Origin of the sequence: Pseudofrankia saprophytica, from assembly GCF_000235425.2 — a bacterium.
GTDB lineage: Bacteria > Actinomycetota > Actinomycetes > Frankiales > Frankiaceae > Pseudofrankia > Pseudofrankia saprophytica.
Map to the genome: position 1 here is coordinate 550,273 of NZ_KI912266.1, position 13,338 is coordinate 563,610.

Consider the following 13,338-nt stretch of genomic DNA (forward strand, 5'->3'; position numbering starts at 1 on the left):
CCGCCGCGGGCGGGCCCGGCGGTGTAGGCGAGGAATCCTCGGGGAAGGCCTCGCCGACGACGGCCCCCCAGCCGTAGCTCGGTGAGCGCCCGGCTCGCCGACGTCCGCCTTCAGATCACGGTGTGTCCCGACTGACCCCGAAAAGTGGTGCACCGCCCCTAGGACGACAACAGCAGACACATACGCGGCGGGACCACCGGTCCTGCTCGCGGAGGAGGTCAGATGGCTACCGAACGGACCACGTCCACCACGTCCACGGCCAAGACCAGGCGCACCAGCACCGCGGCGTCGCCGAAGTCCTCGGCCAGCGGCGGCGCGAGGAGCGCGGGCGGCACGACGCGCGGCACGGGCGCCGGCGCCTCCACCACGACGCGCGGCGCGGGCGCCTCCGCCACGACGACGGCCTCGAAGACCGCGCCGGACCAGCGCCGGGCCCAGCTGTCCGAGGTCCGCAAGCCGCTCTACGCGTACGTCGGCGCGGCGGACCTGGCCGTCGAGAAGCTGCGCGCCCTGCCGGCCACGGCCAGCACGGAGGTGCGTCGGCTGTCCGACCGGGTCGGCGAGCTGACGATCGAGGCGGCGAAGGTCCCGACCCAGGTCGGCACCACGGTCCGCGGTCTGCCGGAGACCGTCGGTGCCCAGCTGTCGGGTCTGCAGGGCCGGGCCACCCAGCTCTACAACGCGTGGGCGAACCGCGGCGAGAAGCGGGTCACCGAGATCCGCCGCAACCCCACCACCGAGGAGGCGGTCACCCGGACGAAGACCGCGGTCAGCCGCACCAAGGCGGCCAGCACGTCGGCTCGCCGGGCGGCGGACGCCGTCAGCAAGGCCGCCGTCAGCCAGGCCCCGCTTCCCCGCCGGACGACTCGCTAGGACGTCCTTGGGGCGAGGCGCGGGAGCGCCTCGCCCCAAGGCTCGCCGGCCTCGTGGGCGGGCGGTGGGCACGTCTTGCCATCCCGAGGCGACGGACGATCGACCGGGGTGGGAATCGCCGGACCGGGCGCCAGGCGGTCGTGGTCCGGGTGTTGTATGGCCGTCATGCGCTACCGTCCCTTGGGCAACTCGGGCCTGTTGGTCTCCGTCGTCGGTCTCGGCTGCAACAACTTCGGGTCGAGAGTCGACCTCAACGGCACCCGCGCCGTCGTCGACGCCGCGATCGAGGCCGGCATCAACTTCTTCGACACTGCCGACACCTACGGCAACAAGGGCGGCTCGGAGACCCTGCTCGGGCACGTGCTGCGGTCCCGCCGGGACGAGGTCGTGCTCGCCACCAAGTTCGGCAACGACATGGCCGGCGTCTACGGCCCGGACTATGGGGCACGCGCCTCGCGCCGTTACATCCGCAAGGCCGTCGAAGGTTCGCTCAGCAGGCTGCAGACCGACTACCTCGACCTCTACCAGCTGCACAACCTCGACGGCGTCACGCCGATCGAGGAGACGCTCGAAGCCCTCGACGAGCTGGTCAAGGAAGGCAAGATCCGCTATGTCGGGTCCTGCAACCTCGACGGCTGGGAGGCCGCGGACGCCGAGTGGACGGCGCGAGCCTCGGGCCGCACCCGGTTCATCTCGGCGCAGAACCACTACAACCTGATGGAGCGTGGCGTCGAGGCCGAGCTGGTGCCGGCGGCGCTGAAGTACGGGATCGGCGTCCTGCCCTACTTCCCGCTCGCCAACGGAATCCTGACCGGCAAGTACACCCGCGACGAGCCGCCGGCGGCCGGTACCCGGATGGCCGGCCGGCAGGACGAGCTGACCGACGAGGTCTTCGACCAGGTCGAGGCCCTGGAGACGTTCGCCAGGGAACGGGACCGTTCGCTGCTCGACGTGGCGATCGGCGGCCTCGCCGCGCAGCCCGCCGTCGCCTCCGTCATCGCCGGGGCGACCAGCGCCGCCCAGGTCCGCGCGAACGCGACGGCCGGCGCGTGGCAGCCCCGCGCCGACGACCTGGCCGTCCTCGACAAGATCGCCCCCACCTACCGGGGGTGACGCTGGTTCGCTCCGCTTCTGGTTCGCTCCGTGCGGGCACGGCGCTGAGCCGCATGGTCACCTCTCGTGTGACCGAGTGACATCGCGCGAGCGCCCGCCGGCTCGTCGGCGGAAAGGCACGCCGGTGGGCGCCGCGCACCACCCAGCCTGCCCACGCCCGGCGTCACGAAGCCGCGTCCACCGGGTGAACCGCCGCGGGCGGCCCCGCGGCGCCGGCCTCGCGACGCCACCCTCGCTGGCCTTGGCCACTCGGTCACGTGCGCGGCGAGAACAATCGAGCCAGGTCCTGATGGGAGGAGCGGCTCGGATGAGCTCGTCGACGGCCAAGGTCACGTTCGTACACGGCGACATCACCCAGCAGCAGGTCGACGCGATCGTCAATGCGGCGAACTCGTCGCTGCTCGGCGGTGGTGGTGTGGACGGCGCGATCCACTGGGCCGGCGGCCCGGAGATCCTCGCGGCCTGCCGACGGCTGCGGGAGACCGAATACCCCAAAGGTCTGCCAGCGGGCGGCGCGGTGGCGACGACGGCCGGCCAGCTACCCGCCAGGCACGTCATCCACGTGGTCGGCCCGGTCTACTCGACGCGTGCGGACCGTTCGACGCTGCTGCGCTCCTGCTACGTCGAGGCGATCCGCGTCGCGGCGGCCCTGGAGGCCCGCACGATCGCGTTCCCGGCCGTGAGCACGGGCGCCTTCGCCTGGCCGTTGGCCGACGCCGCCCGCATCGCGGTCGGGGCCGTTGTGGAAACCCCGTCGTCCCTCGAGGAGGTTCGTTTCGTCCTCTTCACCCGCGCCGCCCTCCGAGCCTTCGAGTCCGCCTACTCCCTGAGCCGGGCCCGGCCCCGGACCCAGACCGGTGAGTGACCTGCCGGTCGCCAAGATCGAGCCGCGGGCTGGCGCTGTCGTTCCCCGCGGCGGTTCAGGCGGCGGGCGGCGGCCAGGGAAGGGTCAGCTCGCCGAGGCGCCAGCGGCGGGGGGTTCGGTGGATCGCCCAGCCATCGGCGCGGAGTGTCGATACGGCCTGGGACCAACGGGTTCGAGGGCCGAACGGGGCATAGCTGGCGGCGCGGTCCCACGCGGCGTCGAGAGCGATGAGCAGCGCGTGGATGGGCTCGCCGGGGGTGTTGCGGGCGATCAGGGCCTTGGGGAGCCGCTCAGCCAGCTCGGACGGGCGTTCGAGGCTCGGCAGGTGCGCGGAGAGTGTCAACGTCCCCGGGCCTTCGGCGGGCAGCGCGAACCAGCAGGCGCGGCGGCCGATCTCGTCGCACGTGCCCTCGACGAGCAGGCCGCCGGGGGCGAGGCGGGACCGCATGGTCCGCCAGGCGGGCTCGACCTCGGGCTCGGCGTACTGGCGCAGCACGTTCATCGCCCGGATGACGAGCGGGCGCCGGCCGGCGAGCTCGAACCCGCCGCGGGCGAAGACGAGGCCGGGCGGACGGGCGGCGGTCTGGGCGGCGGCGACCCGTTCCGGGTCCAGCTCGAGGCCGAGCACCCGCACTGGTGGGCAGATGGCGCGTAGCCGGTCGTAGAGCTCGACGGCGGTGACCGGCGACGATCCGTACCCGAGGTCGACGACGAGTGGGTCGGCCGCGGCGCGCAGCCGCGGCGCCTGGGTTCCCGCCAGCCAACGGTCGACCCGGCGCAGCCGGTTCGGCGCGGTCGTGCCCCGGGTCGGCAGGCCGAGCGCGCGGGCCCGGCCCGCCGCCAGCCGCGGGGGCCGCTGCCCCGGCGCCGTCGCCGTCACCTCCCCACCTTGACAGACGGCACCGGCCCGGTTGGTCGGTACTGTCCTGCCTCCGCCCGCCCCGGGCCGGTACGGGGATGACCACCGGCGTTCAGGGGGATACAGGTTGCTGCTGGCGCCGCGGTCGGGCGATGGACATGCGCCAACGTGAGGAGGATCGCGCCGCCCAAACCAGCGGGAGTACCGGTACAACCCGCCTAAGGTGGGCAGTCGGCCTCGTGGGACGGTCACCGCGGCTGGTCGCCCCGGGCGCCGGGAAAGACCCGGGCATGCCCGGCCAGACACGCACGTTGCAACTTCCGGGTCAGCAATATCCGAGTAACAAAGCGCCGAGACGGTCCTACAGCGGGGCGATGCCCGTCGGCCGGTTCGCGGTACGTGCGTGGAGGTGGTCGTGCAGCTGGTCGCAGGCGGAGGCGAACCGTCCCCGGCCCACCAACGGCACGACCGGTGTCCCGTACCCCGCCGGGTCGCGATGCTGTCGATGCACACCTCGCCGCTCGAGCAGCCCGGCACGGGCGACGCCGGCGGGCTCAACGTCTACGTCGTCGAGCTCTCCCGCCAGCTCGCGGCGCTGGGCACCGAGGTCGAGGTGTTCACCAGGGCGACGAACAGCGGCCTGCCCCCGGTGGCGCAGCTCCATCCCGGCGTGACGGTCCGGCACGTGCCGGCCGGCCCCTTCGAGGAGATGCAACGGGCCGAGCTGCCCCCCTTGATATGTGCCTTCACCGCGGACGTGCTGCGCGCCGAGGCGGAGCGGGAGCCCGGCTGGTTCGACCTGGTCCACGCGCACTACTGGCTGTCCGGCCAGGTGGGGCTGACTGCGGCCCGCCGCTGGGGCGTCCCGCTCATCCACACCGCGCACACGCTCGCGAAGGTCAAGAACCGCTCGCTGGCCGCCGGGGACCTGCCAGAGCCGACGGCCCGGGTGCTCGGCGAGCAGGAGGTGGTCGCCGCCGCGACCCGGCTGGTGGCCTCGACCACGGAGGAGGCCCGCCATCTCGTCGAGCTCTACGGGGCGGACCCACACGCGGTCGACGTCGTCGCGCCCGGCGTCGATCTGGAGGTCTTCCGGCCCGGTGAGCAGGCCGCGGCACGCCGACGGATCGGGCTGCCGAAGGACGGTCACCTGTTGTTGTTCGTCGGACGCATCCAGCCGCTGAAGGCCCCCGACGTGCTGTTGCACGCCACGGCCGAGCTGCTGCGCCGCGACGGCCGGCTGCGTGAGTCGCTCACCGTCGCCGTGGTCGGCGGCCCGAGCGGCAGCGGGCTGGACCGGCCGGACGCGCTGGTCAAGCTCGCCGCCGACCTCGGCATCTCCGACGTCGTGCTGTTTCGCCCCCCGGTGCCACGTGCCGAGCTCGCCGACTGGTTCCGCGCGGCCACCGCCGTCATCGTCCCGAGCCACAGCGAGAGCTTCGGGCTGGTCGCGATCGAGGCGCAGGCCTGCGGCACGCCGGTGGTCGCGGCCGCCGTCGGCGGGCTGCGCACCGCCGTCGCCGACGGGCAGTCGGGGGTACTCATCGGCGAGCGCGATCCGGCGGCCTACGCGGACGTGCTGGCGAGGCTGCTGGCCCAGCCCGGCTGGCGGCGCCAGCTGTCGACCGGCGCCCGGGCGCACGCGTCCAGCTTCGGCTGGTCGGCGACCGCGACGGGCGTCCTCGCCGCCTACGGCGCCGCCCTCTCCCCCGCGCCGGGCGTCCCGGCGCCGATGCCCATGCCGGTGACCCGGTCGCGCGGACGGCGCAGGCTGACGGGTAGCGCACACTGAGCGGCCGGCGGCGCACACTGAGCAACACGCCGAACGTCGAGTGGCTCACGTCCGGCGAAGCACGCCGCTGGCAACGAGGACCGGCAGTATGAGCGGTCGAAACCAGGGAAGGTTCTCGGTCATGACCGTGACATCTGTGGGCACAGTGGGGCGGATCGACGAGGCGGAGCGCGCCCGGCTGGACGGAGTGATCAGAGACGCGCTCGACGATCTGGGGCTGGCCTACGAGCACCCCGGGGTCGGAACGTTCCTGGTCACGCTCGAAGGCGAACACAAGCTGCGGACGATGACCTGGCTCGTCGTCCAGGACCACACGCTGCTCGTCGAGGCGTTCTTCATGCGCAAGCCGGCGGAGAACGTCGCCGGGACGTACGGGTTCCTGCTCAGCCGGAACGCCAAGACCTACGGCGTGCACTTCTCGATCGACCGGATCGGCGACATCTTCCTCACCGGCCAGGTGCCGCTGACGGCGGTCAACGCCGACGAGATCGACCGGCTGCTCGGCTGCGCCGGCACCTACGCCGACGACAACTTCGACCCGGCGATCGCGCTCGGCTTCACCCAGGCGATCGCCCGCGAGAAGGCCTGGCGCGCCAAGGTGGCCGCCGAGGCCCGCGCCGCCCGCGCCCAGGAGTAGAGCGGTCCCGCGGTCAGACCTCGACCTTTTGCAGGCGGGCGGAGAGGTGAGGCTGAAGCGGCTTGCCGCCGGCCTCCATGTCGATCGCGTAGGCGAGGTCGCCGCCCTCGACGATGCCGTAGAGCCGGACCGAACGGGTGACCTCGCGGGCGGTGGCGGTTCGCACGACGACGTTCGAGTCGAGCTCGATCCTGGTGCCGCTCAGCGTGCCGACGTAGATCTCGGCGATGCCGAACGGGTGAGCGAGGGACACCTCGACGATCTTGCTTCCGGGCTTGTCCGGGTCGTCCTGCAGCCGCCAGAAGCCGGTCTCGGTGGCCAGCGGGCTCCCCGGCTCACGGCCGTCCCGCGGCTCGTCGGCCCACCAGGTCGTCGACGCGTAGGCGAGCGCCGGCCGGCCGGTCGACAGGAAGGTGATCTCCTGCTCGTAGCGGAAGTCCGGCAGGTCCTCGTAGCCCCCGACACCCGAGCCGTGCCAGGTCCCAATCAGAAACGCCAACGGCGCGAGGCTGGGATGCAGGTCGGGGACCGACGTCCCGCTCGGCGCCGGGCCGGTCGTGCTCGCCACCTGGTTCTCCTCGCGTCACGGCGCCTGTTGGCGGCATTTCCTGGCCTGCCCTACGGGCAGGATTGCATCCTGTTCGGGCAGGTCAGCGTTGGCCCTGGTAGAGCCGGTAGGCCGCGTACATCGAGCACCACCCGATCAGCAACGCGACCGCCGCCAACAACCCTGTGAACACGTACTGCACCGCTCTACTTTATGGTTCGCTCCGTGCGGGCACGGCACTCCGGCCCCGTACTCGCTTCGCAAGCCCCGGGGTCGGTGCAGAAGGTTGTTCCTGGTTCGCTCCGTGCGGGCACGGCCCTCCGGCAGCCCGCTCGCCTGGCGGCTCGCGGGCTACCTCCGGGCCGTGTCCTCCTGCGCTCACGGGCGCTCCGGCGACCTCGCTGCGGCTTCCCCACTTCGCTTCGCTCGTGGGGAAGCCTCCGCGAGGTGCGCCTCCGCGCCAGCTCGGTTGCGATCCGCTGTACCTCGCCAACCCGAAACCACGGCGCTCGTAGGGGCACTTCGCTTCGCTCGTGCGGTCTTCGCCTCCACGAGCGCAGCGACGTGGCCCCTACAGATGGGCCTGTTGCGGTTTGGTGACGTTCAGCGGCGGGTGACCGTGTGGGCGCGGAGGCGCGCCTCGCGGAGGCCCGGCCCCGGAGCGGAGCGACCGGGGCCGGGCCGCAGCGAGGTCGCCGGAGCGCCCGTGAGCGCAGGAGGACGGCGCGCGGAGGTCCCGTGGGAGCGAAGCGAGTACGGGGCCGGAGCGCGCCGCCCGCACGGAGCGAACCAATGTCACAGCGAACCAGCAACAACCTTCCGCACCGACCCCCGCTGGACCATGTCGACCGGGAACGACGCTCGTACGGGCGTTGCCGGGAATTCGGGTGGGACCGGTGGTCATTGTGGGTGTCGTGACGGGACTGTGGGTGCTGGCGGCGGCTGTGGTCGTCGCGACCGCGATCGGAGTGACGTTGCGGCGCCGCGATGGCCGCTTCCGCTCGTCTCATGCCGCGCGGGTCGACGCGCCGGCGCCGGGTGGGGCGGGTGATCTGGCTATGCCCGGTGGCTCGGAGCGGGACGGGACCGCCCCGGAGCCGGTCGGCCTCGATGCCGGCTCCGCTGTGACGGCGCCTGGCGGGACTGCCGCGGTCGAGGATCAGCCGGTGGAGCCTTCGTCGGGGTCGCTCGCGGCGGAGCTGGCGGCGCTCGGAGGGCGGGCCGGGCAGCGGGCGACGCTGCTGCAGTTCTCCACCGCGTTCTGCGCGCCCTGCCGGACGACCCGGGCCGTGCTGGCCGACGTGGCCCGGATCGTGCCGGGCGTGGCGCACGTCGAGGTCGACGCGGAGGCCAACCTCGAGCTGGTCCGCCAGCTGGGGATTCGCCGGACGCCGACCGTGCTGGTGCTCGACGCCGCCGCACGGGAGATCAGCAGGGCGAGTGGTGCGCCGCCGGGCCGAGCGGCCGTGATCGCCGCCCTGGGCCCGCTCACGACCGGGACCGAGGCCGACACCGCCGGGTGGTGACGACCTCACCCCACCCCCGTGCGATCGCCGCGGTGGTCTTCTGGAAAAATCACTCGATTCGGGCCGCAACCGTTAACACCTGCGTGACGTTCGCTGCTAACGTGGCACCGTTATGTTCTCGACACATCTGATCAAGCGCCGCGCGGTCGACCTGTGCCGCGTGGGCAGCTGCTTGTGTCGACTTTCCTGATTGGGCGTTAGCCCGGGCATGTCCGCGATCGGCCGACTGGCCGGGCGGGCACTCGCCACCGCGCCGGCTGATCTGGCCTCACCCGCCTCTGCCCCGCCTATCAGGAGAAGATCCCTGTGGTTGATCCCAGAGGTCTGCGGTTCGCCGCGACCATCACCGCGCTCGTGCTCGCCGTCGCCCTCATCACCGGCAGTCCGTGGGTGTTGCTCGCTCAGCTGGTCGTCTTCGCCATCGGCGCGGTCGGCGGCGTGCGCCGCGCGCCGTACGCCCTGGTCTTCCGGCACCTGATCCGGCCGCGGCTGGGGCCCCCGGCCACCACCGAGGACCCCGCTCCGCCCCGGTTCGCCCAGGCCGTCGGGGCCGTCTTCGCCGCGGTCGGCGTCGTCGGATTCCTGACCGGGCTCGACGCGCTGGGATATGTGGCGACGGCCTTCGCCTTCGCCGCCGCGTTCCTGAACGCCGCGTTCGAGTTCTGTCTCGGCTGTCATCTTTTCTTGTTCATCCGATCCATCAACGCGAGAGGAGCCCGCGCATGAGCCGCGAGCAGGCGCTGGTTGACGCGACGTGGGCCGAGGCGCACCTGACCGACCCGTCGGTCGTGTTCGTCGAGGTCGACGAGGACGTGTCCGCCTACGACAAGGGCCACATTCCGGGCGCCGTCCGGCTGGACTGGAAGTCCGAGCTGCAGGACCCGATCATCCGTGACTTCGTCAACAAGGAGGCCTTCGAGGCCCTCCTGTCCGGCAAGGGCGTCTCGAACGACCAGACCGTCGTGCTTTACGGCGGCAACAACAACTGGTTCGCCGCATACGCCTACTGGTACTTCAGCCTGTACGGCCACGCCGACGTCCGGCTGCTCGACGGTGGCCGCAAGAAGTGGGAGCTCGACAGCCGCGAGCTGACCACCGAGGTCACGGCCCGGCCGGCGACCCAGTACAAGGCCAAGGAGGCGCGCACCGACATCCGCGCCTTCCGCGACGAGGTCATCGCCGCGATCGGTGAGAAGGCGCTCGTCGACGTACGGTCGCCTGACGAGTTCGCCGGCAAGCTGCTCGCCCCGGCGCACCTCCCGCAGGAGCAGTCGCAGAAGGCCGGGCACATCCCGACGGCGAAGAACATCCCGTGGGCGAAGACCGCCAACGAGGACGGCACGTTCAAGAGCAACAACGAGCTCACCGAGCTCTACAGCGAGGCCGGTGTCGACCTCTCCAAGGAGATCATCGCCTACTGCCGGATCGGTGAGCGCTCCGCGCACAGCTGGTTCGCGCTGCACGAGCTGCTCGGCCTGCCGGGCGTGAAGAACTACGACGGCTCCTGGACCGAGTACGGCGCGCTCGTCGGCGTGCCGATCGAGAAGGGCGCCTGAGCATGTGTGGAGCTATCGCCGGCGGACCGTCGACGGAAGGAATTGACGTGGCCAAGGAAACCGTGATCCAGGGAATCGTCGTCAAGGGCGGCGAGCCGGTGTCGTCCGGCTACGCGCGGCTGCTCGACGAGGGCGGCGACTTCACCGCCGAGGTTCCGCTCTCCGCGACCGGCCAGTTCCGGTTCTTCGCCCGCCCGGGCACCTGGACCGTGCGGGCGCTGGTGCCAGGCGGAAGCGGCGAGCAGAAGGTCTTCGCCCGTCAGGGCGAGCCGGTCGACGCCCGCGTCGAGGTAGCGGCATAACGCCAGGCCGGGCATGAGGCGGCCAGGCCGGTCCTGATTCCGGGTCGGCCTCCTGGCCAGGTTTGTGACGAGAAGCGCGAAGGCGGCAGAGGGAGACCTCCGCCGCCTTCGTCGCGTTTCACGGAAAACCGGCGAAGTTTGCCTAGCTCGGGCGGCGTGGAGCGGGGATCGAGGGTGGGCCGGGCGGGGCGGCGAGAACCATCGGACGGACCGTGAAATGTCGCATCTCGTTGTCGACGGCGAACGTGGCGGCGGCGCCGCGATTGGGAAAGGGCGCGACCACCTGCCGGACGTCCTGGCGTCCGGCGCCGTCGTACTGAATAACCGCGTACAGACTCTGCGCCTCGGACATCATATGATCATCTAACCTCATCCACACAAAGTCACGGGATGAGTACGGAGTGCCCCTGTAGTGGTCCGCGGTCCAGCACGGCGCCGGTCCACGGACACTCGGCGCCCGCCGGTAGCCCAATGCCCACCAGCAGACGAGTGCCCGCCGGGTGCCCGATGCCCCGCCGGGTGCCCGATGCCCTGCCGGGTGCCCGATGCCCTGCCGGTAGACGAGGGCCGTCAGTAGACGAGGGCCTGGGCGCCGTCCTCCATCACCTCGGCCACGAAGGTGGCCGCGCCCGCGATCCTGATCCCGTCGATGACGTCGTCTGGGCCGATCGAGCGGCGGGCCGCGCACTGCGTACACAGCGTCACCCGACCGGCCGCGAGCACCGCGTCGAGAAGGTCGGGCAGCGGTGCCGCTTCCGGCAGGCTGAACTCGGCCGCCCGGCCAGGCAGCGCGAACCAGGCCGACTCACCGGTCAGCCACAGCGACACGTCCACCCCGCTGCTGGCGGCCACGGAGGCGACGGTGAACGCCTGTGAGCAGCGCTCCGGCGCGTCCATCCCGGCGGTCACCTTGATGACGAGCGATCGAGTCATGCGACCAGTTTCCACCGGCGTCGTCCTTGCACCGACGTCGCCGCGCACTAACCCGCTGGCGACGGCGCCGTCGTCGGGGTACCGGTCGGGATCGTCGTCGTGTCGAGGATGACGTGCTCGCCCGCGGCGCTGAAGCGCATGCGGTCGGGCAGGACGTTGACCGCCGTCAGCTTCAGGTTGAAGGGCAGCCCCTCGATCGGGACCCTGATGGTCAGCAGCTTGATGATCTCGTCGTGCCACGCGGGCGGGAGCGCCGAGGTGACGCTGTCGGCCAACTCTCGCGGGGTGAAGGTGAAGGCGGCCGGCTCCACGCCGATACTCGCCGTGCCCTCCACCGGGTAGTCCGTTCCGAACACGTTCGCCGTGCCCTTGATCCGGATTGCCGAGCCCGCCGGAGCGACCGTCAGCTTCATGCCCTGAGTGGCCAGATAGGCGTTGAGGTCGGGGTAGGTCACCTCTACGTCGGCGTCCAGGCTGTCGACCGGGATCTTCTTGACGTCGCCACTGATGACGTCGGACAGCGGGATGTGCACGCCGTCCAGATGCGACCGCACCCGATCGACCCGCAGGCCGTTCTGGACACTGCCGCGCACGTCGATGTCGATGTCCTGGTAGTCGCCGCGCAGGACCTGGGGCAGGAACAGCGCGCCGCCGATGGACACCGACGGTTTCGTCGGCAGGTTCTGGCTGCGTTGCGCCTCGGTCGCTATCTGGCCGGAAACCACCCGGGCCGCGACCCTGTCCCCAATGAACAACAGCACCAGGAGAACGACGACGACACCGACTGTGATCCGAATTGCCCGACTGCCCACCGGATCATCCTTACAGATGCCGTCCGACCAGATAGATGAGCGGTGCCGCGATGGTCAGTGGAGCCACCGCCGCGAGCAGCGCGGTCGCGACTGGCTTGGTCGCGAGCGGGCCGACCCGAACCCCGCCCGACAGCAGCGGTGTGCCTGGTGAACGCAGGTCCGCGAGCGCTCCGACACCGACCCGCCGAGCCCATGCGCCCAAGCCCTCGGACGCCGTGGCCGACCGCGCGGGCGGGTCAGGCCGCGTCTTGTCCCTCGGCGCAACCGCTGCGTCGACCGGCACTGCCGCCGACTCGGATGAGGCGACGACCGCCGAGGGCGCGCCGGCCCGGGCGATCAGCACGCCCATCACCGCCGCGGCGAGCGCGCCGGCAGCGGCGAGCAGCGCGCCCGAGCCGGCCGCCAGCTCGTCCGTATACGCACCGTAGGCCGCGCCCAGCCCGGTACCGGCGGCGAGGCCAAGCCCGCCGGCCACCAGCGTCCCAGCGCCCAGCAGGCCGGTCAGCCACGCGACGAGCACCGCCCCGCCAGCGCCGGCCAGCCCGATGGCGACGAGCAGCTCACCCGGCGCGGGCGCCCCCGGCTGAGCCCGCAGCGCGAGCAGCCCGGCGAGAAACGCCACCAGGGTGCCGCCACCGAGCGCGGCCGCGAGCTCGGCCGTCACCCGGGCCCGGGCCGGCGCGTCCGCCGCCGGCGGCGTGGAGGCGTCCGACGTGGCGGGGATGGCACCGGCGCGGCGGCGGCGGACCAGCTGGTAGACGATCACTACGGCGATCCCGGCACCGACGATGCCGGCGAGGCTGCCGAGGTCATGGTGGGCGGCGCCGAGCACCGCGCCGTCGGCGGTGAGCGCCGCCGCCGCGAGCAGCAGCACCGTCGGCCGGGAGGCCCGGAGCACGGCGACCCAGGCCCAGCCGAACACCAGCTGTTCGACGAGCAGCACGGCAGCCAGGGCCGGAGTGCCTGCCATCGCCGCAGCGGCCGGGAGGGCGGCGGCCAGCGCCGCGCCGAGCAGCGCGGCCGTCACCCACCATCCGCCGTCGCGGGCGGCCCGCTTCGGGGCCCGAGCTGGCAAGGCCGACGAGTCCGGGAGCGGTGGGTTCGATGAGGGCTCGACGCCCGCCGATCCGGCGGGCGCGCAGGTCCGTGGATCGCGGGCACGCACCCCCTCATGCTGTCACGTCACCCGCTGGCAGCCTGCCCGACATCCTCGATGATCATCAGCGGGCGGCGGTTGGCGGCGGCCGGCCGGTACCGTCAGCCACCGGCGAAGGGCGGAAGCGCCTCCACGACGCTGCCCGGGCGCAGGGCCACCGTCGCCGGGTCGCGCCGGCCCGCGGGCTGCTCGTCGACGAGGAACGAGCACCGGGTCAGCACATCGGCGAGCCGCTGGCCGTGCCGGGCGACGGCGGCCTCGATCACCGCGGCCAGCGTGTCGGCCATCAGGCACTCCTCGGTCACTCCAGCCGCGTCCCGCGCCGCCGCCCAGTACCGAACGGTAACTTCCGCCACACCCGACACGA

17 protein-coding genes are annotated in these 13,338 nt (G+C 72.3%); 10 read left to right on the top strand and 7 right to left on the bottom strand.

Features of this window, described 5'->3' with window-relative positions:
- Positions 1 to 222 precede the first annotated feature (222 nt).
- The 3 genes from FRCN3DRAFT_RS0202400 to FRCN3DRAFT_RS0202410 all read left to right on the top strand — a co-directional run bounded on the left by FRCN3DRAFT_RS0202400 (position 223) and on the right by FRCN3DRAFT_RS0202410 (position 2,851).
- Positions 223 to 873, top strand: coding sequence for a hypothetical protein (locus FRCN3DRAFT_RS0202400; protein WP_007514313.1), 651 nt, complete (start codon positions 223 to 225; stop codon positions 871 to 873).
- Between the two features lie 165 nt (positions 874 to 1,038).
- On the top strand, positions 1,039 to 1,986 hold the full coding sequence (locus FRCN3DRAFT_RS0202405) for an aldo/keto reductase (protein WP_027140182.1): 948 nt from the start codon (positions 1,039 to 1,041) through the stop codon (positions 1,984 to 1,986).
- A gap of 307 nt (positions 1,987 to 2,293) precedes the next feature.
- Positions 2,294 to 2,851, top strand: a complete 558-nt coding sequence (locus tag FRCN3DRAFT_RS0202410) for an O-acetyl-ADP-ribose deacetylase (protein ID WP_007514315.1) — start codon at positions 2,294 to 2,296, stop codon at positions 2,849 to 2,851.
- Positions 2,852 to 2,906: 55 nt separating this feature from the next.
- On the opposite strand, the gene FRCN3DRAFT_RS0202415 is transcribed toward FRCN3DRAFT_RS0202410, so the two are convergent.
- On the bottom strand, positions 2,907 to 3,731 hold the full coding sequence (locus FRCN3DRAFT_RS0202415) for a class I SAM-dependent methyltransferase (protein ID WP_007514316.1): 825 nt from the start codon (positions 3,729 to 3,731) through the stop codon (positions 2,907 to 2,909).
- Between the two features lie 394 nt (positions 3,732 to 4,125).
- Between FRCN3DRAFT_RS0202415 and mshA the strand changes: the two genes are divergently transcribed.
- The gene (gene mshA / locus FRCN3DRAFT_RS0202420; protein ID WP_007514317.1) at positions 4,126 to 5,502 is read left to right on the top strand and encodes a D-inositol-3-phosphate glycosyltransferase; all 1,377 of its coding nucleotides are present in this window, start codon (positions 4,126 to 4,128) and stop codon (positions 5,500 to 5,502) included.
- 121 nt (positions 5,503 to 5,623) lie between these two features.
- Complete coding sequence (locus FRCN3DRAFT_RS0202425) at positions 5,624 to 6,139, top strand: type III secretion system chaperone family protein (RefSeq protein ID WP_027140183.1); 516 nt, start codon at positions 5,624 to 5,626, stop codon at positions 6,137 to 6,139.
- A gap of 13 nt (positions 6,140 to 6,152) precedes the next feature.
- Here the strand turns inward: FRCN3DRAFT_RS0202425 and FRCN3DRAFT_RS0202430 are convergent, their stop codons facing one another.
- Complete coding sequence (locus FRCN3DRAFT_RS0202430) at positions 6,153 to 6,707, bottom strand: nitrobindin family protein (RefSeq protein WP_007514319.1); 555 nt, start codon at positions 6,705 to 6,707, stop codon at positions 6,153 to 6,155.
- Positions 6,708 to 7,600: 893 nt separating this feature from the next.
- On the opposite strand from FRCN3DRAFT_RS0202430, the gene FRCN3DRAFT_RS0202440 reads away from it, so the two are divergent.
- From FRCN3DRAFT_RS0202440 to FRCN3DRAFT_RS0202455, 5 genes are all read left to right on the top strand, one after another.
- A complete protein-coding gene (locus tag FRCN3DRAFT_RS0202440) occupies positions 7,601 to 8,212 on the top strand; it encodes a thioredoxin family protein (RefSeq protein ID WP_035925904.1) in 612 nt (203 codons plus the stop codon).
- 112 nt (positions 8,213 to 8,324) lie between these two features.
- Positions 8,325 to 8,402: an Ms5788A family Cys-rich leader peptide gene (locus tag FRCN3DRAFT_RS57550; RefSeq protein WP_425343331.1), complete on the top strand. Its 78-nt coding sequence runs from the start codon at positions 8,325 to 8,327 to the stop codon at positions 8,400 to 8,402.
- 116 nt (positions 8,403 to 8,518) lie between these two features.
- Positions 8,519 to 8,938 carry a DUF4395 domain-containing protein gene (locus FRCN3DRAFT_RS0202445; protein ID WP_007514321.1) on the top strand — a complete coding sequence of 140 codons (420 nt, stop codon included), beginning with the start codon at positions 8,519 to 8,521 and terminating at the stop codon, positions 8,936 to 8,938.
- Positions 8,935 to 9,768: a sulfurtransferase gene (locus FRCN3DRAFT_RS0202450; RefSeq protein WP_007514322.1), complete on the top strand. Its 834-nt coding sequence runs from the start codon at positions 8,935 to 8,937 to the stop codon at positions 9,766 to 9,768. Before FRCN3DRAFT_RS0202445 ends, FRCN3DRAFT_RS0202450 begins: the two co-directional genes overlap by 4 nt.
- Positions 9,769 to 9,770: 2 nt before the next feature.
- Entirely contained in the window at positions 9,771 to 10,070 is a 300-nt protein-coding gene (locus tag FRCN3DRAFT_RS0202455) for a DUF1416 domain-containing protein (RefSeq protein ID WP_007514324.1), read from the top strand.
- 142 nt (positions 10,071 to 10,212) lie between these two features.
- Here FRCN3DRAFT_RS0202455 and FRCN3DRAFT_RS54740 read toward each other — a convergent pair whose 3' ends face one another.
- The 5 genes from FRCN3DRAFT_RS54740 to FRCN3DRAFT_RS0202480 form a co-directional block, all read right to left on the bottom strand.
- Complete coding sequence (locus FRCN3DRAFT_RS54740) at positions 10,213 to 10,425, bottom strand: hypothetical protein (protein ID WP_007514325.1); 213 nt, start codon at positions 10,423 to 10,425, stop codon at positions 10,213 to 10,215.
- A gap of 215 nt (positions 10,426 to 10,640) precedes the next feature.
- The gene (locus tag FRCN3DRAFT_RS0202465; RefSeq protein WP_027140184.1) at positions 10,641 to 11,003 is read right to left on the bottom strand and encodes a DsrE family protein; all 363 of its coding nucleotides are present in this window, start codon (positions 11,001 to 11,003) and stop codon (positions 10,641 to 10,643) included.
- A 47-nt stretch (positions 11,004 to 11,050) separates the two neighbouring features.
- On the bottom strand, positions 11,051 to 11,815 hold the full coding sequence (locus FRCN3DRAFT_RS0202470) for an LmeA family phospholipid-binding protein (protein WP_007514329.1): 765 nt from the start codon (positions 11,813 to 11,815) through the stop codon (positions 11,051 to 11,053).
- Positions 11,816 to 11,825: 10 nt separating this feature from the next.
- Positions 11,826 to 12,842, bottom strand: coding sequence for a hypothetical protein (locus FRCN3DRAFT_RS42265; protein WP_007514331.1), 1,017 nt, complete (start codon positions 12,840 to 12,842; stop codon positions 11,826 to 11,828).
- 230 nt (positions 12,843 to 13,072) lie between these two features.
- Entirely contained in the window at positions 13,073 to 13,336 is a 264-nt protein-coding gene (locus tag FRCN3DRAFT_RS0202480; RefSeq protein ID WP_007514333.1) for a MoaD/ThiS family protein, read from the bottom strand.
- Positions 13,337 to 13,338 lie beyond the last annotated feature (2 nt).

What these genes read in the sequence shown, in the direction of transcription:
- FRCN3DRAFT_RS57550 (WP_425343331.1), top strand. Translation starts at nt 8,325, where the DNA reads ATGTTCTCGACACATCTGATCAAGCGCCGCGCGGTCGACCTGTGCCGC.
- FRCN3DRAFT_RS0202425 (WP_027140183.1), top strand. Translation starts at nt 5,624, where the DNA reads ATGACCGTGACATCTGTGGGCACAGTGGGGCGGATCGACGAGGCGGAG.
- FRCN3DRAFT_RS0202405 (WP_027140182.1), top strand. Translation starts at nt 1,039, where the DNA reads ATGCGCTACCGTCCCTTGGGCAACTCGGGCCTGTTGGTCTCCGTCGTC.
- FRCN3DRAFT_RS54740 (WP_007514325.1), bottom strand. Translation starts at nt 10,425, where the DNA reads ATGATGTCCGAGGCGCAGAGTCTGTACGCGGTTATTCAGTACGACGGC.
- FRCN3DRAFT_RS0202465 (WP_027140184.1), bottom strand. Translation starts at nt 11,003, where the DNA reads ATGACTCGATCGCTCGTCATCAAGGTGACCGCCGGGATGGACGCGCCG.
- FRCN3DRAFT_RS0202455 (WP_007514324.1), top strand. Translation starts at nt 9,771, where the DNA reads ATGTGTGGAGCTATCGCCGGCGGACCGTCGACGGAAGGAATTGACGTG.
- FRCN3DRAFT_RS0202450 (WP_007514322.1), top strand. Translation starts at nt 8,935, where the DNA reads ATGAGCCGCGAGCAGGCGCTGGTTGACGCGACGTGGGCCGAGGCGCAC.
- FRCN3DRAFT_RS0202400 (WP_007514313.1), top strand. Translation starts at nt 223, where the DNA reads ATGGCTACCGAACGGACCACGTCCACCACGTCCACGGCCAAGACCAGG.
- FRCN3DRAFT_RS0202410 (WP_007514315.1), top strand. Translation starts at nt 2,294, where the DNA reads ATGAGCTCGTCGACGGCCAAGGTCACGTTCGTACACGGCGACATCACC.